Source organism: Streptomyces sp. NPDC060031, from assembly GCF_042736805.1.
Taxonomy (GTDB): Bacteria; Actinomycetota; Actinomycetes; order Streptomycetales; family Streptomycetaceae; genus Streptomyces.
In genome coordinates this window covers 17,325-37,597 of record NZ_JBHWVM010000016.1, presented here as the reverse complement: position 1 = coordinate 37,597, position 20,273 = coordinate 17,325, and the positions used below count along the sequence as shown (strand labels likewise).

Sequence of the window (20,273 nt, the reverse complement as noted above, 5' to 3'; positions counted from 1 at the left end):
ACGGCCGATGTCCAGGTGCCGCGTACGGACGCCCTCGACGACGGCGGCGGCACCGTCACTGCGTCCCGGCCTCAGTCCCGGCCGCGCGCGAACCTGCGCGTGGCCGGCGGCGCGAAGAGGACCAGCAGTACGAGGGACCAGAGCAGCGCCCCCGCGACCGGGTGCGCGGCCGGCCAGGCGGCGCCCGCCGCGGCCTCGCCGCCCGCGTTCCCGCACAGCGCGCGCACGGCCGTGGCGACGGCGCTGATCGGGTTCCACTCGGCGACCGCCCGCAGCCACCCGGGCAGCCCGGCGGTCGGCAGGTACGCGCTGGACAGCATCGGCAGGACGAAGGTGGCGCTGCCGAGCTGGCCCGCCGCCTCCTCGCTCCGGCTCAGCAGCCCGAGGTACGTCCCCACCCACGCGGTCGCGAACCGGAACAGCAGCAGCACGCCGAGGGCCCCGAGCGCACCCCCGAGGCCGTTCTCGACCCGCCAGCCCATCGCCAGCCCGACCAGCATCAGCGGCACCATCGAGACCGCTGTGGTCAGCAGGTCCGCGGCCGTCTGGCCCAGAGGTACGGCGGCCCGGCTCATCGGCAGGGTCCGCAGCCGGTCCATCACCCCGCGGTGCGCGTCCTGCGCGGCCGTGAACATCCCGGTCATCAGGCCGTTCGCGGCGGTCGCGGCGAGCAGCCCCGGAACCAGGAACTCACGGTACTCCGCGCCCGGCATGGCGAGCGCGCTGCCGAAGACGTACCCGAAGAACAGCAGCATGGTGATCGGCATGGTCTGGGTCAGGATCAGCAGCGCCGGCGCGTGCCGGGCCTTTTGCAACTGGCGGGTCAGGACGGCGCCGCCGTCGGACAGCAGGGTGCTCATGCCGCGTGCTCCTGGCTCTGGTCGGGGTGTCGGCCGGCGTGCTCGGCCCGGCGGACGCGGGTGAGGCGCAGGAACACCTCGTCGAGGGTGGGCGGGCGCAGGCTCGCGTCGGTGACCGGGATCCCGGCGGTGTCGAGGGCGCGGACGATCCCGGGCAGGGTGAGGGCGCCGTCCGCCACGGTCACGCCGACGGTGAGGCGTTCCTCGTCCAGCGCGGGCCGGCCGCCGGTGAGCTGGTCGAGCACGACGGCCGCACCCGCGAGCGCCTCGCGCGCGGTCACGGTGACCTCCGCGTGGGAGCCGATCCGGGCCTTGAGCTCCGCCGGGGTGCCGCTGGCGGCGGTTCGGCCGCGGTCCACGACCACGATGTCGTCGGCGAGGCGGTCGGCCTCCTCCAGGTACTGGGTGGTGAGCAGCACGGTCGTGCCCTGGTCGGCGAGGGCTCGTACCGCGGTCCAGATCTGCTCGCGGGCCGCAGGATCCAAGCCGGTGGTGGGCTCGTCGAGGAACAGCACCCGGGGGTCGGTGAGGAGTCCCGCGGCCAGGTCGAGGCGCCGGCGCATCCCGCCCGACCAGGTGGACGCCACCCGGTCGGCGGCCTCGGCGAGGCCGAAGCGGTCCAGCAGCTCGTCCGCGCGGGTCCGGCCGGCGGCCCCGCGCAGTCCGGTGAGGCGCGCGAAGAGCCGGAGGTTCTCGCGGCCGGTCAGGTCGGTGTCCACCGAGGCGTACTGGCCGGTGACCCCGATGGCGCGGCGGACGGCGGCGGGCTCGAGGGTCACGTCGTGGCCCGCGACCAGGGCGCGGCCGCCGGTGGGCGCGGTCAGGGTGGCGAGGATCCGGACGGCGGTGGTCTTGCCCGCGCCGTTCGGGCCGAGGAGGCCGCAGACCGTGCCTTCGGGGACGGCGAGGTCGAGGCCGCGCAGGGCCTGGACGTCACCGTAGCGCTTCTCCAGCGCCTCACTAAGTACAGCGTACGTAGTCGTCATGAGTGGCACCCTACCGCACTACGTACGCCGTACGTAACTAGGATGGTGATCCATGGACGTGAAGAGGCGACGACGAGGGCTACGAGAGCGACGAGGCGGTGCGCGATGACGACCGGCGACCGCGCCACTGAACCCGCGGTGATCTGGGCCCGCCCGCAGCGGGCCGGCCGCGGCCCCCGGCCCGCGCACAGCCGCGACTCGATCGCGGCGGAGGCGGTGCGGATCGCGGACGCGGAGGGCATCGAAGCCGTCTCCATGCGGCGCGTGGCGGCGGGCATCGGCGCCGGGACGATGTCCCTGTACAACTACGTCCCCCGCAAGGAGGACCTGTACGAGCTGATGGTCGACGCCGTCAGCGCGGAGTACGACCTGACCCCGCCCACCGGCGACTGGCGCGCCGACCAGCTGGCGCTGGCGCGCCAGACGCGGCAGCTGATGCGGCGCCACCCCTGGCTGCCCCGGCTGCTGAGCCCGGTCCACGGCTTCAGCCCGAACGCCCTGCGGTACCTGGAGCACAGCCTCGCCTGCCTGGCGCCGCTGAAGGCGCCCGACGGCGAGAAGCTGGAGCTGATCGCCGCGATCAACGGCACGGTGGCCACGTACGTGGCGGGCGAGCTGGCGCTGGCCGAGCGGAGTCGCCAACTCCCCTGGAGCGAGGCCGAGGAGCAGGGCGTACGGGCGGCCTGGCTCGGCTCCCGGCTGGCGACGGGGGAGTACCCGCACCTCGCGGCGGCGCTCGCCTCGGCCACTCCGGTCACCACCGCGGGACCGGAGCTGGCCGCCGCCTTCGACCGCTCGATGGCCCGGCTGCTGACGGCATGGGGTGCCTGAACCCCGGGCCTGATCGCCCGGGCCTGATCGCCCGGACCGATCGCCCGGACTACAGGAGGGCGAACTGGCCGCCCGGGCCCTCCTCCTGGTGGTCCAGCACCGAGGCGGGGCGTCGGGCCCAGCGCGGCGGCGGCAGTACCCCGGCCGCCCGCAGCCCGGCGGCGGCCAGCGGCGGCCCGGGGCTGAACCGCGCCCGCTCGGGGGCCAGGTCGGCCAGCAGGGCCAGGGTCGTGACCAGGGCGAGGAGCTCCGAGGTCCAGTGCTGCGGCCACTCGGCCGGGCCCAGCGCCTCGAGCCCGTCGGCCTCCGGGTCGCGGTGGGCGTGGCGGGCCGCGAACCAGGCCTCCAGCACCCGGGTGCCCTGGACCTCGTACTCCCAGGCCGCGGCCGGGACGGGGGAGACGGTCCCGCTCCCGAGGCTCAGCGTCTCGGTCTGCGGGTCGTACGCCGCCTCGTGCGGCCACGCCGCGAGCGCGGAGCGGACGTACGGCCGGCGCCCGCCGGGCAGCCGGGGCGCCTCCCCGCCGCGGGCGCCGCGCAGCTGGACGGTGAGCAGCCGGTGGCCCAGCTCCAGGCCGGCGCGCCAGCGCCCGGGGTCCGCGGTGAGCGGGACCTCGTAGCCCCGCGGCCCCGGGCGGCCCGCGGCGAGGATCCAGCACAGCACGTCCTCGGGGGTGACCCAGCCGCCGTAGTGCTCGCCGAGCAGCGGCAGCAGCCCGGGTGCGAGATTGGGCTCGGCGCCTCCGGGTCGCCGGTGCAGCGGGCGGATCCGGCCGAGCCGGCCGGCGGGGAGATGGGCGGTGACCAGCAGTTCCGGCACCTCGACGGCGAAGAGCTGGTGCTCGTCGAGGACCCGCCACAGCTCCGGCCGGGCCGTGTCGATCAGCCGCTGGTCGGGCAGGAGCCACTGCTCGTCGAAGGGCTCGCGCAGCACCCGTACGGGCTCGGGGCAGGGGCCGGGCGTGTCCGCGAACCGGGCCGTGGAGCCGGCGCGCTGCCCCGGGAGCGCGGCCGCGCCGGCGGCGGGCGTACGGCTGCGGGTCGGGCGGAACAGCCGCTCCCGCTCCGCTCCTTCGGCGCCGGTCAGGACGGTCCAGCGGGCGCGCAGGGTGGCCGGGTCGGGGGCGGCCACCCAGGACCGGCCCAGGCGCAGGCCGTCGACGGCCCAGGGCATCAGATCGTCAAGCAGCGGTACGTCAGCGCTCACCCGGCGATGGTAGCGACGCCGCCCGGCGGCCGGGCTGTGTCCAGGCCGGAGGACTACGCTCGTGATGTACCCGAAAGTGTCCGAATGATCCGATCGAGCAGATCGGGCGGAATCAGGCGGATCGGGTGGATCGAGCGGACGAGCGGATCGAGGAGACGGTCATGAGTCAGTACGACGAATACTCGACTCCCTCGCAGGCCGAGGGCGAGCGGCTCGACGAGGACATGGACGACAGGCAGCGCGACCAGCGCCACCACCCCGAGACGACGCGCACCACGCCGTCCCAGGCGGAGGGCGAGCGCCGGGCAGAGGAGGACGAGAAGTAGCCGGGCTGCCGTAATCAGCCGGTCAGCCGGTCAGCCGGTCAGTGGGCGTCGACGGTGACCGTGAAGGAGAAGCGGTCTCCGCGGTAGCGGATCCGCGCCACGTCCACCACCCGGCCGTCCTTGTCGTACGTCACGCCCGTGTAGTGCAGGATCGGGCTGAGCAGCGGGACCTGGAGCAGCTCGGCCGTCACCGGGTCGGCCAGCCGGGCCTCGACGGTGTCGGTGATCCGGCTGATCCGGACCCCGACGATGTCACGCAGCACCTTGGTCATCGGCCAGCGCTCCAGATCGCCCAGGTCGATGGCCTCGGCGAGTTCCGGCAGGACCGCGTTCTCCGCCCAGTTGGTCGGCTCGCCGCTCTCGCTGTCGTGGCGCAGCCTGCGGTACGAGATCACCTCGGCCGTGTCCGGGAAGTGCTCCAGCAGCTCCCCGGACACGGCCGTCCGCTCATGGCCGAGAATCGTCGTACGGTCACCCGACTGCTGCGCCACGATCGCGTCGACCGAGCCCAGCAGCCGTACCGGGGCCCCGCGCATCGCCGCCGGCTCGATGAAGGTGCCGCGCCGCCGGTGGCGGCTGATCAGGCCCTCGCCCTCCAGCTCCTTGAGCGCCTGCCGCATGGTCAGCACGCTCACCCCGTAGTGCTCGGCGAGCCGCTCCTCGGTGGGCAGGCGCAGCGAGGCGTCCGCGGTGCGCCCCAGTATCGAGGCGCGCAGCGACTGGGAGACCTGGTACCAGAGCGGCAGCTTCCGGTTCAGGACCAGCGAGTCGGGGGCGAAGGCGGTCACGGGTGGTTCTCCGTACGGCTGGACAGGGGGCGTGCTGCGCATATTAGGCGCGGAAGTGGCGCTGGAGACCCTGCCAGACGTCGTCGTACGCGGGCTGGAGGTGGTCCGCGCCGGCCGCCTGGGCGGTGGCGGTGACCGGCCAGCGGGTCTCGAACATGAAGGCCAGCCCGTCGTCGATCTTCTGCGGCTTCAGCTCGGCGGCGCTCGCCCGGTCGAAGGTCTCCCGGTCGGGGCCGTGCGCGGACATCATGTTGTGCAGCGAGCCGCCGCCGGGGACGAAACCCTCGGCCTTGGCGTCGTAGGCGCCCTCGATCAGGCCCATGTACTCGCTCATCACGTTCCGGTGGAAGTACGGCGGGCGGAAGGTGTCCTCGCCGACGAGCCAGCGCGGGGCGAAGACCACGAAGTCCACCCCCGCCAGGCCCGGCGTATCGGAGGGCGAGGTGAGCACGGTGAAGATCGACGGGTCGGGGTGGTCGTAGCTGATGGAGCCGATGACGTTGAAGCGGCGCAGGTCGTAGACGTACGGGACGTGCGTGCCGTGCCAGGCCACGACGTCGAGCGGGGAGTGGTCGTAGGTCGCCGACCAGAGGTTGCCGCAGAACTTGTTGACCACCTCGGTGGGGCGGTCGGCGTCCTCGTACGCGGCGACCGGGGCCCGGAAGTCACGGACGGCGGCGAGGCCGTTGGCGCCGATCGGGCCCAGGTTCGGCAGCTCGAAGGGCTGGCCGTAGTTCTCGCAGACGTAGCCGCGGGCGGGGGCCGAGGCGTCGTCGTCCGCGTCGAGGAGCTCGACGCGGAAGCGGACGCCGCGCGGGATCAGGGCCATCTCGCCGGGACCGGCGCTGAGCAGCCCGAACTCGGTGCGCAGCAGCAGTCCGCCGCGCTCCGGGACGATCAGCAGCTCACCGTCGGAGCTGCTGAACACCCGGTCGGTCATCGAGGAGTTGGCGGCGTAGAGGTGGATGGCCATGCCGGCGCGCTGGGTCGCGTCGCCGTTGCCGCCCAGCGTCCACAGGCCGGCCAGGAAGTCGGTGCCGGGGGCCGGGTCGGGCAGCGGGTTCCAGCGGAGCCGGTTGGGGTCGGGAACCGTCTCGGTGAACGGCGCGGTGCGCAGTGCGCCGTTGTCGGTCCGGGTGAAGGGCGGGTGCGCGGCCGACGGGCGGATCCGGTAGAGCCACGAGCGGCGGTTGTGGCTGCGCGGCTCGGTGAACGCGCTGCCGCTGAGCTGCTCCGCGTACAGGCCGAGGGGCGCGCGCTGGGGTGAGTTCCGGCCGAGCGGGAGCGCGCCGGGGACGGCCTCCGAGCTGTGCTCGTTGCCGAAGCCGGTGAGGTACTCCAGCCCCTGCGCCGTCTTCGTGGCCTGCTCGCTCATGGCTGCTCCCGCTCTGTCGGAGGTCTCTCGGGGACCGTCAAGGAATCCTATGGCTGACAGTAGGATTCCCCGCCCCGCACGTCAACGACGGCTTTCGGCGGCCTGCCCGAATGTGGCCGCGACTGCCGCGACTGCCGCGCCTGACCGCTGCGACTCATTGCTCCGACTCATTGCTCCGACTGATTACTGCGAAGGGGGATCCCAAAAGATGAACATTGCTCTACTCTCTCGCGCATGTCGTGGACCCGCAGGTTTCCTGCCGTGCCGGCGGTGCTCCTCGCCGCCCTTCTCGCGCTCTTGTCCCTCCTCGTCGCCGCGCCCCCCGCCGACGCGCACGAGGAGCGCCCCGTCACCCTCCCGGACGGCACCGGCTCCGTACCGCAGTACCGCCAGGCCGAGCCCGACCTGATCGTCTGCAAAACCGACCGGCCCGCCTTCGAGCGCCGGATATCCGCCTTCCCCGAGGAGCTCAGGCAGCGCAACCTCGCCCTGTACGAGCGGTGCGAGAAGAGCGGCTACCGCCACCTGCAGGAAGCCGTGGACGCCGTCGGCCGGCCGGGGATGAACATCGCGATCCTCCCCGGCCTCTACGAGGAGGAGCCCTCGCTCGCCAAGCCGACGGGCGAGTGTTCCGCGCTCCAGGCCCCCAACTCCTCGCTCGGCTACCAGATCCTGTCGTACGAGCAGCAGGCCGCCTGCCGCCACAACCAGAACCTCGTCGCCATCCTCGGCAAGAGCGGCCTCCAGATCGAGGGCACCGGCGCCACCCGCCTGGACGTCGTCATCGACGCCAAGTACCAGAAGCTGAACGGGATCCGTGCCGACAAGTCCAACGGCATCTACTTCCGCAACTTCACCGCGCAGCGCACCACCTTCAACTCGCTGTACGTCCTCGCGGGCGACGGCTTCGTCATCGACGACGTGCTCACGCGCTGGAACGACGAGTACGGCTTCCTGACCTTCGCCAGCGACCACGGGCTCTACAAGAACTGCGAGTCGTACGGGAACGGCGACTCCGGCATCTACCCCGGCAGCGCCTCCAACATCAACGACGGCCGCGGCTACGACGTCCCGCGCTACTCCATCGAGATCACCGGCTGCCGCAGCCACCACAACATGGTCGGCTACTCCGGCACGGCGGGCGACTCGGTGTGGGTGCACGACAACGAGTTCGACCAGAACATGGGCGGCGCCTCGATGGACAGCGCCTTCCCCGGACACCCCGGACTCCCGCAGAACCACGCCAAGTTCGAGCGGAACCTGATCCACGACAACAACGCGGACTACTACCACTACGTCGCCGACGGCACCTGCGCCAAACCGCCCGTCGAGCGCGGCTACGAGCAGGGCGTCGTCTGCCCGCAGATCTCCATGCCCCCGGGCACCGGCATCATCACCGCCGGCGGCAACTGGAACGTGTACGACAACAACTGGGTGTACGGGCACAAGCGCGCGGCCTTCTTCCTCAGCGCGGTCCCGGCCTTCATCCGCGGCGAGGAGTCCTGGGACAAGCAGACCGACACCTCCCACCACAACCGCTACGCCGCCAACATCCTCGGCAAGGACAAGTCCGGAGCCTCCCGCCCCAACGGCATGGACGTCTGGTGGGACGGCCAGGGCCGCGGCAACTGCTGGCAGGCGGGCCCGGACGGCTCGACCCCCGGCACGCTGCCCCAGTGCGGGGACCGGCGCGGCTCGGTCTCCGGGGCCTCGGCCCGCCTCGTGGGCGAGCCGGTGAAGCTGGCCCAGCTGCTGGTCTGCGCCGACTACAGCGTCCAGGCCCGCAAGCTCCCGGCCGGCTGCGACTGGTACGGCGCCCGGGGCCTGGAGCGGGTGGAGACCCAGATCGCCCTGGCCGTCGCGGCCGTACTGCTGCTGGTCGGCGGCCTGCTGTGGTGGCGCCGCCTGCGCACCTCGCGCCTGGGCACCGCGGCCTTCCTGCTGGGCCTCGCGGGACTGGCCCTGGACGTGTCCGGCTCCACGATGCCCCTGGTCGGCACCCCCGTCCCGGCGCTGGGGCTGCTGTGCCTGGGCCTGTGGTGGACCGGTACCGGCGTCGCCCTGAACCCCACCCGCCCCTGGCTGGCGCGGCTGAGCATGCTGCTCGGGGCGCTGACCCTGCTCGACGCCTTCGACAAGGCCGTCCTGATGATCCCCTGGATCCCGCTGAGCCCCGCCTGGATGCGCGCCCTGGTGGCCGTGTTCTGGGTGCTGTGGGCGGTCGTCGCCGCGGCCCGCCCGGGCGCCGACGCCCCGGTCCGCCCCGCCGTCCCGGGCGAGGATCCGGTCGGTGGCCGCGCCCCGGTCCCGGCCGGCCAAACCTCCGCCCTGAGCGCCGAGGCCCAGGCCGGCCCCGACACCACCACGGGCGGCGCGCCGTGACGGACCACCCCGAGGACCGCATCCGGTGCGACGCCTGCGGTACGCCGCCCCGCCGCCGCGGGGGTGCCCGCAGCGCCCGGAGCGCCCGGAGCGCCCGCACGGCGGCCCTGCTCGTCCTGGTCCTGCTGCTCACCGGCGGCGCGGCGGCCGGCTGCGGCGGGCGGGCCACCACCCACCACAAGCCCGGCACCAGCCACGAGCAGGCCTCCGGCAGCACGGGCACCCTCCTGACCACCGACGACGGCGCCGGCCACCGGCTCCGGCAGGTCCCGGCCGAGGGCGCGCCGGAGGTGCGGGTCGCCGCCCGGCCGGACTCCGAGGACGGCTGGAACCTCCAGCTGACCGTGCGGAACTTCGACTTCACCCCCGACAGCACCGGCGGCGCCGCCCTCCTGGGCGCCGGCCACGCGCACCTGGAGCTCGACGGCCGCAAACTGGCCCGCCTGTACGGACCCTGGTTCCACCTGCCCGCGGCGCAGGTGCCCGAGGGCACGCACACCCTGACCGTCCGCCTCTACGCGGACGACCACACCGCCTGGGCCGTCGCCGGCAAGCCGGTCGAGGGCACGCTCCAGCTCACCGCCGGCCCCCCGGGCACGACCGGCCACAGCCACACCCCGGCCGCATCCCAGCCCGCGTCCCCGCCGGCTTCCACACCCGCGTCCCCGCCCGCGGAAGCGCAGGCCGACCGCACGGTCACCCTCACCGTCCGGGACGGGAAGGTCACCCCCGCCCCGGGCCGCACCGAGCTGAAGCGCGGCGAACGCCTCGCCCTGCGGGTCACCAGCGACCGCGCGGACACCCTCCACGTCCACGGCTTCGACAAGGAACTCGCCCTGCCGGCAGGCCAGGAGGCCACCCTGGTCCTGACGGCCGACCGCACGGGCCTCTTCGAGGTCGAGACCCACGAGTCCGACCTCGTCCTGACCCAGCTCCTCGTCCGATGACCACGCTCCCGGCGGTGGGCGGCGGCGGCCGGGGCGTGGTCCTTCACCCGGCCGATCCGTCCACCGTGCTCGCGCACGGCATCGGGTCCCAGCACGATCTGCCCATCTCTCCCTTCTATGCCTTCGCCGGCGCCTTCACCGCACTCTTCGTCTCCTTCCTCGCGCTCGGCCTGCTCTGGTCCACCTCCCGCTTCCGCGGCGACCGCTCCGGCCTCGCCCTGCCCGCCGGGATCCAGCGGGTGGCCGACGCGCCGGCCACCCGCACCACCCTGCGCGGGCTCGGCCTCGCAGCCGCGCTCGCGGTCCTCCTGCACCTCCTCCTCGGTCCCGACGACCCCGCCCGCAACCCCGCTCCCGGCGCCGTCTACGTCCTGCTCTGGGTCGGGCTCGTCCCCGCCTCCCTCCTCCTCGGCCCCGTCTGGCGCCTGCTCAACCCGCTCCGCGCTCTGCACGCCCTCCTTTCCCGGGCGCGGCCCCCCGGCGACCGCCCCCTGCCCGCCCGGCTCGGCCAATGGCCCGCCGCCGCCTGGCTGTTCGCCTTCACCTGGCTCGAACTCGTCTCTCCCGAACCCGCGTCCACCACCACCCTCCTGATCGCCCTCACCGCCTACGCCACCGCCCAGCTCCTGCTCGCCGCCCGCTTCGGCGAGCGCTGGTTCGCCGACGGAGACGCCTTCGAGGTGTACTCCGGCCTCCTGGCCCGGCTCTCCCCGCTCGGCCGTCGCAGCGACGGCCGCCTGGTTCTCCGTAACCCCTTCCACGGACTCGACGCGACGCCCGAGCGGCCCGGACTCGTCGCCACCGTCTGCGTCCTGCTCGGATCCACCGCCTACGACGGCTTCTCGGACAGCCCCTCGTGGATCAACGCGATCCAGACCTCCCCCCTCGGCCGCACCCCCACGGCCACCCTCGGACTCCTCGGCTCCATCGCCCTCGTCGCCACCCTGTACTGCCTCTGCGCGGCGGCCACCCGCCTCGTCAGCGGCCCGCACCCGGGCCCGCTGACGGCCTTCGCGCACTCACTCGTGCCGATCGCGCTCGGCTATCTCATCGCCCACTACTTCTCTCTCCTTGTCACCACAGGACCACGCACAGTGAGCATCGCATTCGGCACTGACAACGCCTCCGAACCCTTGCCGCCACTGGGTCCAGGGGCCCTCGCCGCCCTCCAGGTCATCGCCGTGGTCACCGGTCACGTGCTCGGCGTGATCGCGGCCCACGACCGCTCCGTCCGCCTCTTCCCGCCCGCGAAAGCCATCGCCGGACAGCTCCCGCTGCTCGCGCTGATGATCACGTACACGGTCGGCGGACTCAGCCTCCTGCTGAACTGAAGCGCACTGAACCGAGCCCGGCGCCCCCCGCCATGACCCGGCGCGACCCAGGAGCGGCATGATGGACCACGTGTCCCCAGACCACCCCCTGCGCCGTGCGCCGATCCAGCAGCGCAGCGCCGACCGGCTCGCCCGGATCCTCGACGCCTGCGCGGAGCTCCTGGACGAGACCGGGTACGAGCACCTCAGCACCCGGGCCGTCGCGCTGCGCGCCGGCGTGCCCATCGGCTCCGTCTACCGCTTTTTCGGCAACAAGCGGGCCATGGCCATCGCCCTGGCCCACCGCAACCTCGACCAGTACGCCGAGGGCATCGCCGACCGGCTCGCCGACCTCCCGGCCACCGACTGGCGGCCCGTCGTGGACGCCGTACTGGACGAGTACCTGGCCATGAAGCGCAGCGTTCCGGGCTTCGCCCTGGTCGACTTCGGGGTCCCCGCGCCGCCCGCCGAAGGTCCGGCCTCCGACCCCAACAACCTGGTCGCGGGCCGCCTCACCGAGCTGCTCGGCGCGCACCTCGGCCTCACCCGGGACGCCGCTCTGGAGCGGGCCGTCCTGGTCGCGGTCGAGGCGACCGACGCACTGATCCAGCTGGCCTTCCGCAACGACCCGGCGGGCGACGCCGACATCGTGGCCGAGACCCGCGCGATGATGCACGCCTACCTCGCGCGCGTCCTGGACTGAACCCGCCGCCGCCCGCGTCCCCTGGCGACCACCGCCCGTTTCGCCCCGGCGCCGCGCCCGTCACCCGCTCTGCCCGCCCCCTGGCGTCCCGCGCAGCTCGGTCCGCACCGCACACCCCTCCCCACCGTGCCTACCGGTCGGTATGCTCGGTGCGCCCGCGTGCCCGTGCCGCAGCCTGCCGCCCCTGGAGGGCCCATGCCCCGCACCGCCCTTCGCATCTGCCCCCTGTGTGAAGCCACCTGCGGCCTCACCCTCACCATCGAAGGCACCACCGTCACCGGCGCCCGCGGCGACCGCGACGACGTCTTCAGCCAAGGGTTCATCTGCCCCAAGGGCGCGGCCTTCGGCGCGCTCGACTCCGACCCCGACCGGCTGCGCACCCCCCTCGTGCGCCGTGACGGCCGACTGCGCGAAGCGACCTGGGAGGAGGCCTACGACGCCATCGCCGCCGCCGTACCCTCCCTCGTACGGGAGCACGGGGCGCAGGCGGTCGGCGTCGTCCTCGGCAACCCGAACGTCCACACCATGGCCGGCCACCTCTACCCGCCGCTGCTCCTCAAGGCCCTGGGCACGCGCAACCTGTTCACCGCCAGCACCCTCGACCAGATGCCCAAGCACGTGTCCAGCGGACTGCTCTTCGGGGACCCCTTCGCCATCCCGGTGCCCGACCTCGACCGCACCGACTTCCTGCTGCTCCTCGGCGCCAACCCGGTCGAGTCCAACGGCTCCCTGTGCACCGCCCCCGACTTCCCCGGCCGGCTCAAGGCGCTGCGCGCCCGCGGCGGCACCCTCGTGGTCGTCGACCCGCGCCGCACCCGCACCGCCAAGCTGGCCGACCGGCACCTCGCGCCGCGCCCCGGCAGCGACGCGCTGCTGCTGGCCGCCCTCGCGCACACCCTGATCGAGGAGCGGCTCACCGCCCCCGGGGCGCTGCGGGAACAGACCGAGGGATTCGGGGAACTCGCCGACGCGCTCGGCAGTTTCACCCCTGAGGCCGTTGCCCCCGCCTGCGACCTCACGGCCGCCGAGATCCGCGAGCTCGCCCGCGACCTCGCGGCCGCGCCGACCGCCGCCGTCTACGGGCGGATCGGCAGCTGCACCGTGGAGTACGGCACGCTCGCCAGCTGGCTCGTCGACGTACTGAACATCCTCACCGGCAACCTCGACCGGCCGGGCGGAGCCCTCTTCCCGCTCCCGGCCGCCGGCCCGCGGCCCCGTCCCGCCGGGCCGGGCAAGGGCTTCAGCCTCGGCCGTTGGCACAGCCGGGTCAGCGGCCACCCCGAGGCCAAGGCCGAACTGCCCATCGCCGCCCTGGCCGAGGAGATCGAGACCGCGGGGGAGGGGCGGATCCGCGCCCTGATCTCCATCGCGGCGAATCCCGTGCTGTCCGCCCCCGACGGCCGGCGGCTCGACGCGGCCCTGGCCGGGCTCGACTTCATGGTCAGCATCGACCCGTACCTCAACGAGACCTCGCGCCACGCCCATGTGGTGCTGCCCCCGCCGCCGCCTTCCCAGAGCGCGCACCACGACTTCGCCTTCAACGCCTTCGCCATCCGCAACCAGGTGCGCTACACCCGCCCCGCCGTGCCCCTGGACGCGGACCGGCTCGACGAGTGCGAGATCCACGCCCGTCTCGTGCTCGCCGTCTCCGGCATGCACGGCGCCGCGGACCCGGCCGCCGTGGACGAACTCGCCGTCCAGGCCGCCCTCGGCAAGGAGACCGCCGATCCCGGCTCGCCGCTGCACGGCCAGGACCCCGCGCGCCTCGCCGGGCTCCTGACGGGCGAGAACGGCCCCGAGCGCCGCCTCGACCTGATGCTCCGACTGGGGCCGTACGGAGACCGGTTCGGCGCGGGCGCGGGCGCCGACGAGGCGGGCCTCAGCCTGGAGCGCCTGCTCGCGCACCCGCACGGCATCGACCTGGGGCCGCTGCGGTCCCGGCTCCCGGGCGTGCTGCGGACCCGCAGCGGCAGGATCGAGCTGCTGCCGGACCCGATCGCGGCCGAGCTCCCCAGACTGCGCGCGGCGCTCGCCGACCGCCCCGCCGCCCTGGTGCTCGTGGGCCGCCGCCATCTGCGGTCCAACAACAGCTGGTTGCACAACGTCCCGGCCCTGGTCGGAGGTTCCAACCGCTGCACCCTGCAGGTCCATCCGGCGGACGCGGGGCGGCTCGGCCTCGCCGACGGCGGCCGCGCCCGCATCACGGCCGACGGCGGCAGCCTGGAGGTGCCCGTGGAGATCACCGACGCCGTGCGCACCGGAGTGGTCAGCCTCCCGCACGGCTGGGGCCACGACCGGGCGGGAGCCCGGCTCTCGGTGGCCGCCGCCTCGCCCGGCGTCAACGTCAACCAGCTCCTCGACGGCACCCTGCTCGACCCGCTCTCCGGCACGGCGGTGCTCAACGGATTCCCCGTGGTTGTGACACCACTGCCCTGAGCTGGGGTTTTGCTCGTATTGCTCACACGCAGACGTCTTGTTGGCACAAGGAGGCGACACCTACGTTCCCTGCATGCTGACCTTCCTCGGATTCGCCATGATCGCGGCCTTCCTGGTCCTGATCATGATGAAGAAAATGTCGCCCATCGCGGCGCTCGTGCTCATCCCCGCGCTCTTCTGCGTGTTCGCCGGGCGGGGCGCGCACCTGGGCGACTACGTCATCGAAGGAGTCGGCAAACTCGCGCCGACCGCCGCGATGCTGATGTTCGCCATCGTCTACTTCGGCGTGATGATCGACGTCGGCCTCTTCGACCCGGTCGTGCGAGGGATCCTGCGGTTCTGCAAGGCCGACCCGCTGCGGGTCGTGGTCGGCACCGCGGTCCTCGCCGCGATCGTCTCGCTCGACGGCGACGGCTCGACCACCTTCATGATCACCGTCTCGGCCATGTACCCGCTCTACAAGCGGCTCGGCATGAGCCTCGTGGTCATGACGGGCGTGGCCGCCACCGCCAACGGCGTCATGAACACCCTGCCCTGGGGCGGTCCGACGGCGCGTGCCGCCACCGCCCTCAAGCTCGACGCGGCCGACATCTTCGTCCCGATGATCCCGGCCCTCGCGGCCGGCCTGGTCTTCGTCTTCGTCCTCGCCTACGTCCTCGGGCTGAAGGAACGCCGCCGCATCGGCACCCTCGTGCTCCCGGTGGACGCCGAGCCCGAGCTGGTCACCGCCGCGGCGGGCGCGGGCACGGGCGGCACCGGAGCAGGCGCGGGATCCGGGTCCGGGTCCGGACCCGCCGCGGACCACGCCGGCACCCCGACCCCGGCGACCCCGTCCACCCCCGGCTCGGACGGTGCCGGCTCGGACGGTGCCGGCTCGGACGGTGACGGCTTCCAGGGCCTCGACCCGCACCGCGCCACCCTCCGCCCGCGCCTCTACTGGTTCAACGCCGCCCTCACCGTGGCCCTCCTCGCCGCGATGATCATGGAGCTGCTCCCCATTCCGGTGCTCTTCCTGCTCGGCGCCGCCCTCGCCCTCACCGTCAACTTCCCCCACATGCCGGACCAGAAGGCCCGGATCGCCGCCCACGCGGACAACGTCCTCAACGTCGCCGGCATGGTCTTCGCCGCGGCCGTCTTCACCGGCGTCCTCACCGGCACCGGGATGGTCAAGCACATGGCGGACTGGCTCGTCGGCGCCATCCCCGAGGGCATGGGCCCGCACATGGCCCTGGTCACCGGACTGCTGAGCCTGCCCCTCACCTACTTCATGTCCAACGACGGCTTCTACTTCGGCGTCCTGCCCGTCCTCGCCGAGGCCGGCGCCGCCCATGGCGTCTCCCCGCTGGAGATCGCCCGCGCTTCCCTGGTCGGCCAGGCGCTGCACATGTCCAGCCCGCTGGTCCCGGCCGTCTACGTCCTCGTCGGCATGGCCAAGGTCGAGTTCGGCGACCACACCCGGTTCACGGTGAAATGGGCGGCTCTGACCTCTCTGGTCGTCCTCGCGGCAGGGATGCTTTTCGGCATCATCTGATGGCCGCGGCCCTGGCGCCCGCAAAACTACCGCCGCTAGTTTGTAGGGTGTCCGCGAGGTCCAGGCGCGTACTCGGGAGGAAAGCCATGAAGGCTCACGACGGGATGTACATCGGCGGCGAGTGGCGGCCCGCCGCCGGACGCGACCGGATCGAGGTCGTGAACCCGGCCGACGAACAGGTCATCGCCGGGGTCCCGGCCGGCACTGCCGAGGACGTCGACGCGGCCGTACGGGCCGCCCGTGCGGCCCTGCCCGGCTGGGCGGCCACGGCTCCGGCCGGGCGGGCCGCCCTGATCGGTGCCCTGCGCGACGTACTGGTCGCCCGCAAGAGCGAGATCGCCGAGACCGTCACCGCCGAGCTGGGCTCCCCGCTGGGCTTCTCGGAGATGGTGCACGTCGGGGCGCCGATCGCGGTGGCCTCCTCCTTCGCCGAGCTCGGGGCCTCGTACGCCTTCGAGGAGCGGATCGGGAACTCCACCGTGCTGCTGGAGCCGGTCGGCGTGGTCGGGGCCATCACGCCCTGGAACTACCCGCTGCACCAGATCGTTGCAAAGGTGGCACCCGCTCTCGCCGCCGGCTGCACCCTCGTCCTCAAGCCCGCCGAGGACACCCCGCTGACCGCACAGCTCTTCGCCGAAGCCGTGCACGAGGCGGGGATCCCGGCCGGGGTCTTCAACCTGGTGACCGGCACCGGCCCGGTCGCCGGCCAGGCACTGGCCGCACACGAGGGAGTCGACCTCGTCTCCTTCACCGGCTCCACCGCCGTCGGCAAGCAGATCGGCGCCACGGCCGGCGCCGCCGTCAAGCGGGTCGCCCTCGAGCTGGGTGGCAAATCGGCCAATGTCATCCTGCCCGGCGCCGATCTGGCCAAGGCCGTCGCGGCAGGCGTGGGCCACGTCATGAACAACTCCGGCCAGAGCTGCAACGCGCTCACCCGCATGCTCGTTCACCGCGACCAGTACGAGGAGGCCGTCTCGCTCGCGGCCGCCGCCGTCACCAAGTACCCCTCCGGCGACCCCCGGGACCCGGGCACCCGCCTCGGCCCGGTGATCAACGCCAAGCAGCGCGACCGCGTGCGCGGCTTCATCGCCAAGGGCGTCGAGGAGGGCGCGCGCCTCGTCGCGGGCGGCCCCGAGGCGCCGCACGCGCAGGGGTACTTCATCGCCCCGACCGTGTTCGCCGACGTCACCCCCGAGATGACCATCGCCCAGGAGGAGATCTTCGGCCCCGTGCTGTCGATCCTCCCGTACGAGGACGAGGACGAGGCGCTGCGCATCGCCAACGGCACCGTGTACGGCCTCGGCGGAGCCGTCTGGGCGGCCGACGAGGAGACGGCCGTGGCCTTCGCCCGCCGCATGGACACCGGCCAGGTGGACATCAACGGCGGCCGGTTCAACCCGCTCGCGCCCTTCGGCGGCTACAAGCAGTCGGGTGTCGGCCGCGAGCTGGGCCCGCACGGCCTGGCCGAGTACCTCCAGACCAAGTCCCTGCAGTTCTGAGACGGAGAAGACGACCATGGTCCGCGCCGCCATCCTGCCCGCCGTCGGAGCCCCGCTGGAGATACGGGAGATCGTGCTGCCCGATCCCGGCCCGGGGCAGGTCCGGGTCCGGCTCAGCGCCGCCGGGGTCTGCCACTCCGACCTCTCCCTCACCAACGGCACCATGCGCGTCCCCGTCCCCGCCGTCCTCGGCCACGAGGGCGCGGGCACGGTGCTGGCCGTCGGCGAGGGGGTCACGCACGTCGCCCCCGGGGACGGGGTGGTGCTCAACTGGGCCCCGTCCTGCGGGGAGTGCCACCACTGCTCGATCGGCGAGGTCTGGCTCTGCGCCAAGGCCCTCGCCGGGGTCGGCGCCGTCTACGCGCACGACGCGCAGGGCACCGAGCTGCACCCCGGGCTGAACGTGGCCGCATTCGCCGAGGAGACGGTCGTCGCGGCCAACTGCGTACTGCCCGCCCCCGCCGGGATCCCGCTCGCCGAAGCCGCCCTGCTCGGCTGCGCCGTCCTGACCGGATACGGGGCCGTCCACCACAGCGCCCAGGTCCGCCCGGGCGAGTCGGTGGCCGTCTTCGGCGTCGGCGGCGTGGGTCTGGCGGCCCTCCAGGCCGCCCGGATCGCGACGACGGGTCCGGTCGTGGCCGTGGACGTCTCGCCGGCCAAGGAGGAACTGGCCCGCGCGGCCGGGGCCACCGAGTTCGTGCTCGCCTGCGACACCACCGCCAAGCAGATCCGCGCCCTCACCGGCGGACAGGGCGCGGACGTCGCCATCGAGTGCGTGGGCCGCGCCGAGACCATCCGCGGAGCCTGGGAGTCGACCCGCCGAGGCGGCCGCACCACGGTCGTCGGCATCGGCGGCAAGGAGCAGCAGGTCACCTTCCACGCGCTGGAGATCTTCCACTTCGCCCGCACCCTCACCGGCTGCGTCTACGGCAACAGCGACCCGGCCCGCGACCTCCCCGTGATCGCCGAGCACATCCGTGCCGGCCGCCTCGACCTCGGCGCCATGGTCACCGACCGCATCACCCTGGACGGGATCCCGGCCGCCTTCGAGGCGATGCTCGCGGGCAAGGGCGGCCGCTCGCTGGTCGTCTTCTGACCCCGGGCCCCCGTACCCCCGGCCCCCGGACCCTGCGGGCCCTCCCGCCGCCTGACGGGCGCCACCGTGCCCGTCAGGCGGTGTCCGGCAGCGCCGCGTACTGGAGCGCCAGTCCGTCCAGCAGGGCCGCCAGGCCCGTGTCGAAGGCCCCCTCGTCCACCTCCCGGCGGCGCTCCGCCAGGAGGTGGGCCTGGCCCAGGTGCGGGTAGTCCGCCGGGTCGTATGCCGTCTCGTCGTTCACGAAACCTCCGGCGAACGAGGCCACCGCCGAGCCCAGGATGAAGTACCGCATGAGCGCGCCGATCCGGGTCGCCTGCGCGGGCGGCCACCCCGCCGCCGTCATGGCGCCGAACACCGCGTCCGCCAACCGCAGTCCGGCGGGCCGCCGGCCGGGGCCGCGCGCCAGCACCGGCACGATGTTCGGGTGGTCGGACAGCGCGTCCCGGTAGGAGTGCGCCCAGTCGTGCAGCGCGTCCCGCCACTCCCGGGTGCCGTCGAACATCGACAAGTCGACCCGTGCGCTGACCGCGTCCGCGACCGCTTCCAGGATCTCGTCCTTGGTGCGGAAGTGGTTGTACAGCGAGGGCCCGCTGACCCCGAGCGCGGCCGCCAGCCGCCGCGTCGACACCGCCTCCAGCCCCTCCGCGTCCACGAGCGAGCCCGCCGCCTCGACGATGCGGTCTCTGCTGAGGAGGGGCTTGCGCGGTCTGGCCATGCGCCACATAGTAGGGCCTGCCCGCCATAAACTACCGGTGCTAGTTAATGGCCCGGAACACGCCCGGAGGTGCCCGGTGGATCTGGAGCTGAGCGAGGAGCAGAGCGCCGTGCGGCAGCTCGCCCGCGAGTTCACCGAGCGCGAGATCGCCCCGTACGCCGCCGAGTGGGACCGCGCCGAGAGCGTCGACCGGGCCATCGTGAAGAAGCTCGGCGACCTGGGCTTCCTGGGCCTGACCGTCCCCGAGCAGTACGGCGGCAGCGGCGGCGACCACCTCGCCTACGTCCTGGTCACCGAGGAACTCGGCCGCGGCGACTCCGCCGTGCGCGGGATCGTCTCGGTCTCCCTCGGCCTGGTCGCCAAGACCGTCGCCGCCTGGGGGAGCGAGGAGCAGAAGCGGGACTGGCTGCCCCGCCTGTGCTCCGGCGAGGCGCTCGGCTGCTTCGGCCTCACCGAGCCCGGCACCGGTTCCGACGCGGGCAACCTCACCACCCGGGCCGTGCGCGAGGGGGACTCCTACGTCATCAGCGGCAGCAAGATGTTCATCACCAACGGCACCTGGGCCGACGTGGTGCTGCTCTTCGCCCGCACCGGCGGCGAGCCCGGCCACCGCGGGGTCTCCGCCTTCCTGGTCCCCACCGACACCCCGGGCCTGACCCGCCGAGAGATCCACGGCAAGCTCGGCCTGCGCGGCCAGGCCACCGCCGAGCTCTCCCTCGACGGCGTCCGCGTTCCCGCCTCCGCGATGCTCGGCCCCGAGGGCAAGGGCTTCTCGGTGGCCATGTCCGCGCTGGCCAAGGGCCGCATGTCGGTCGCCGCCGGCTGCGTCGGCATCGCACAGGCGGCGCTCGACGCGGCCGTCTCGTACGCCGCCCAGCGCGAGCAGTTCGGCAAGCCGATCGCCCACCACCAGCTGGTGCAGGAGCTGATCGCGGACATCTCGGTCGACGTGGACGCCGCCCGGCTGCTGACCTGGCGCGTCGCCGACCTCATCGACCGAGGGCGGCCCTTCGCCACCGAGTCCTCGACCGCCAAGCTCTTCGCCTCCGAGGCCGCCGTGCGCGCCGCGAGCAACGCCCTTCAGGTGCACGGCGGTTACGGCTACATCGACGAGTACCCGGCGGGCAAACTGCTGCGCGACGCCCGTGTGATGACCCTGTACGAGGGCACGAGCCAGATCCAGAAGCTGCTGATCGGCCGCGCACGCACCGGGATTTCCGCGTTCTGAGTACGTACGTGAGTACGCGTGCGGATGTGACCCGTCGCACCCCGCCCGATGCT

At 73.5% G+C, this 20,273-nt stretch carries 17 protein-coding genes; 11 read left to right on the top strand and 6 right to left on the bottom strand.

Annotation, left to right across the window (positions count from 1 at the left end; translation table 11 throughout):
• Positions 1-71 precede the first annotated feature (71 nt).
• Entirely contained in the window at positions 72-860 is a 789-nt protein-coding gene (locus tag ACFWB8_RS09990; protein WP_385224088.1) for an ABC transporter permease, read from the bottom strand.
• Positions 857-1,846 (bottom strand): ATP-binding cassette domain-containing protein, encoded by a 990-nt coding sequence (locus tag ACFWB8_RS09985; RefSeq protein WP_385224086.1) that lies wholly within the window; start codon positions 1,844-1,846, stop codon positions 857-859. The genes ACFWB8_RS09990 and ACFWB8_RS09985 overlap by 4 nt, the downstream gene beginning before the upstream one ends.
• Before the next feature lie 105 nt (positions 1,847-1,951).
• Here ACFWB8_RS09985 and ACFWB8_RS09980 point away from each other — a divergent pair, with 105 nt between their 5' ends.
• Positions 1,952-2,677 (top strand): TetR/AcrR family transcriptional regulator, encoded by a 726-nt coding sequence (locus ACFWB8_RS09980; RefSeq protein WP_385224084.1) that lies wholly within the window; start codon positions 1,952-1,954, stop codon positions 2,675-2,677.
• Between the two features lie 49 nt (positions 2,678-2,726).
• On the opposite strand, the gene ACFWB8_RS09975 is transcribed toward ACFWB8_RS09980, so the two are convergent.
• Entirely contained in the window at positions 2,727-3,851 is a 1,125-nt protein-coding gene (locus tag ACFWB8_RS09975; RefSeq protein WP_385224200.1) for a type ISP restriction/modification enzyme, read from the bottom strand.
• Positions 3,852-4,045: 194 nt separating this feature from the next.
• Here ACFWB8_RS09975 and ACFWB8_RS09970 point away from each other — a divergent pair, with 194 nt between their 5' ends.
• Entirely contained in the window at positions 4,046-4,210 is a 165-nt protein-coding gene (locus tag ACFWB8_RS09970; RefSeq protein WP_385224082.1) for a hypothetical protein, read from the top strand.
• Between the two features lie 38 nt (positions 4,211-4,248).
• Here the strand turns inward: ACFWB8_RS09970 and ACFWB8_RS09965 are convergent, their stop codons facing one another.
• Entirely contained in the window at positions 4,249-4,998 is a 750-nt protein-coding gene (locus ACFWB8_RS09965; protein WP_385224080.1) for a GntR family transcriptional regulator, read from the bottom strand.
• Between the two features lie 43 nt (positions 4,999-5,041).
• Entirely contained in the window at positions 5,042-6,373 is a 1,332-nt protein-coding gene (gene hmgA / locus ACFWB8_RS09960; RefSeq protein WP_385224078.1) for a homogentisate 1,2-dioxygenase, read from the bottom strand.
• Positions 6,374-6,607: 234 nt separating this feature from the next.
• On the opposite strand from hmgA, the gene ACFWB8_RS09955 reads away from it, so the two are divergent.
• From ACFWB8_RS09955 to ACFWB8_RS09920, 8 genes are all read left to right on the top strand, one after another.
• Positions 6,608-8,755, top strand: a complete 2,148-nt coding sequence (locus tag ACFWB8_RS09955) for a right-handed parallel beta-helix repeat-containing protein (protein WP_385224076.1) — start codon at positions 6,608-6,610, stop codon at positions 8,753-8,755.
• 107 nt (positions 8,756-8,862) lie between these two features.
• Positions 8,863-9,702: a hypothetical protein gene (locus ACFWB8_RS09950; protein WP_385224198.1), complete on the top strand. Its 840-nt coding sequence runs from the start codon at positions 8,863-8,865 to the stop codon at positions 9,700-9,702.
• Positions 9,699-11,033, top strand: a complete 1,335-nt coding sequence (locus tag ACFWB8_RS09945) for a hypothetical protein (protein WP_385224074.1) — start codon at positions 9,699-9,701, stop codon at positions 11,031-11,033. The genes ACFWB8_RS09950 and ACFWB8_RS09945 overlap by 4 nt, the downstream gene beginning before the upstream one ends.
• Before the next feature lie 61 nt (positions 11,034-11,094).
• Positions 11,095-11,715: a TetR family transcriptional regulator gene (locus ACFWB8_RS09940; protein WP_385224196.1), complete on the top strand. Its 621-nt coding sequence runs from the start codon at positions 11,095-11,097 to the stop codon at positions 11,713-11,715.
• 195 nt (positions 11,716-11,910) lie between these two features.
• Entirely contained in the window at positions 11,911-14,151 is a 2,241-nt protein-coding gene (locus ACFWB8_RS09935; protein WP_385224072.1) for a molybdopterin oxidoreductase family protein, read from the top strand.
• A 73-nt stretch (positions 14,152-14,224) separates the two neighbouring features.
• Positions 14,225-15,682 carry a CitMHS family transporter gene (locus ACFWB8_RS09930; protein ID WP_385224070.1) on the top strand — a complete coding sequence of 486 codons (1,458 nt, stop codon included), beginning with the start codon at positions 14,225-14,227 and terminating at the stop codon, positions 15,680-15,682.
• Between the two features lie 86 nt (positions 15,683-15,768).
• Entirely contained in the window at positions 15,769-17,181 is a 1,413-nt protein-coding gene (locus ACFWB8_RS09925) for an aldehyde dehydrogenase family protein (RefSeq protein WP_385224068.1), read from the top strand.
• Between the two features lie 16 nt (positions 17,182-17,197).
• Positions 17,198-18,277 (top strand): Zn-dependent alcohol dehydrogenase, encoded by a 1,080-nt coding sequence (locus tag ACFWB8_RS09920; RefSeq protein ID WP_385224066.1) that lies wholly within the window; start codon positions 17,198-17,200, stop codon positions 18,275-18,277.
• Positions 18,278-18,350: 73 nt separating this feature from the next.
• Here the strand turns inward: ACFWB8_RS09920 and ACFWB8_RS09915 are convergent, their stop codons facing one another.
• A complete protein-coding gene (locus ACFWB8_RS09915) occupies positions 18,351-18,992 on the bottom strand; it encodes a TetR/AcrR family transcriptional regulator (RefSeq protein ID WP_385224064.1) in 642 nt (213 codons plus the stop codon).
• Between the two features lie 76 nt (positions 18,993-19,068).
• Here ACFWB8_RS09915 and ACFWB8_RS09910 point away from each other — a divergent pair, with 76 nt between their 5' ends.
• On the top strand, positions 19,069-20,220 hold the full coding sequence (locus ACFWB8_RS09910; RefSeq protein WP_385224062.1) for an acyl-CoA dehydrogenase family protein: 1,152 nt from the start codon (positions 19,069-19,071) through the stop codon (positions 20,218-20,220).
• Positions 20,221-20,273: the final 53 nt, after the last annotated feature.

Bases quoted from the DNA above. Each gene is read 5' to 3' on its own strand.
- ACFWB8_RS09990 (WP_385224088.1), bottom strand. From the start codon at position 860: ATGAGCACCCTGCTGTCCGACGGCGGCGCCGTCCTGACCCGCCAGTTG.
- ACFWB8_RS09985 (WP_385224086.1), bottom strand. From the start codon at position 1,846: ATGACGACTACGTACGCTGTACTTAGTGAGGCGCTGGAGAAGCGCTAC.
- ACFWB8_RS09980 (WP_385224084.1), top strand. From the start codon at position 1,952: ATGACGACCGGCGACCGCGCCACTGAACCCGCGGTGATCTGGGCCCGC.
- ACFWB8_RS09975 (WP_385224200.1), bottom strand. From the start codon at position 3,851: ATGCCCTGGGCCGTCGACGGCCTGCGCCTGGGCCGGTCCTGGGTGGCC.
- ACFWB8_RS09970 (WP_385224082.1), top strand. From the start codon at position 4,046: ATGAGTCAGTACGACGAATACTCGACTCCCTCGCAGGCCGAGGGCGAG.
- hmgA (WP_385224078.1), bottom strand. From the start codon at position 6,373: ATGAGCGAGCAGGCCACGAAGACGGCGCAGGGGCTGGAGTACCTCACC.
- ACFWB8_RS09955 (WP_385224076.1), top strand. From the start codon at position 6,608: ATGTCGTGGACCCGCAGGTTTCCTGCCGTGCCGGCGGTGCTCCTCGCC.
- ACFWB8_RS09945 (WP_385224074.1), top strand. From the start codon at position 9,699: ATGACCACGCTCCCGGCGGTGGGCGGCGGCGGCCGGGGCGTGGTCCTT.
- ACFWB8_RS09940 (WP_385224196.1), top strand. From the start codon at position 11,095: ATGGACCACGTGTCCCCAGACCACCCCCTGCGCCGTGCGCCGATCCAG.
- ACFWB8_RS09935 (WP_385224072.1), top strand. From the start codon at position 11,911: ATGCCCCGCACCGCCCTTCGCATCTGCCCCCTGTGTGAAGCCACCTGC.
- ACFWB8_RS09930 (WP_385224070.1), top strand. From the start codon at position 14,225: ATGCTGACCTTCCTCGGATTCGCCATGATCGCGGCCTTCCTGGTCCTG.
- ACFWB8_RS09925 (WP_385224068.1), top strand. From the start codon at position 15,769: ATGAAGGCTCACGACGGGATGTACATCGGCGGCGAGTGGCGGCCCGCC.
- ACFWB8_RS09920 (WP_385224066.1), top strand. From the start codon at position 17,198: ATGGTCCGCGCCGCCATCCTGCCCGCCGTCGGAGCCCCGCTGGAGATA.
- ACFWB8_RS09915 (WP_385224064.1), bottom strand. From the start codon at position 18,992: ATGGCCAGACCGCGCAAGCCCCTCCTCAGCAGAGACCGCATCGTCGAG.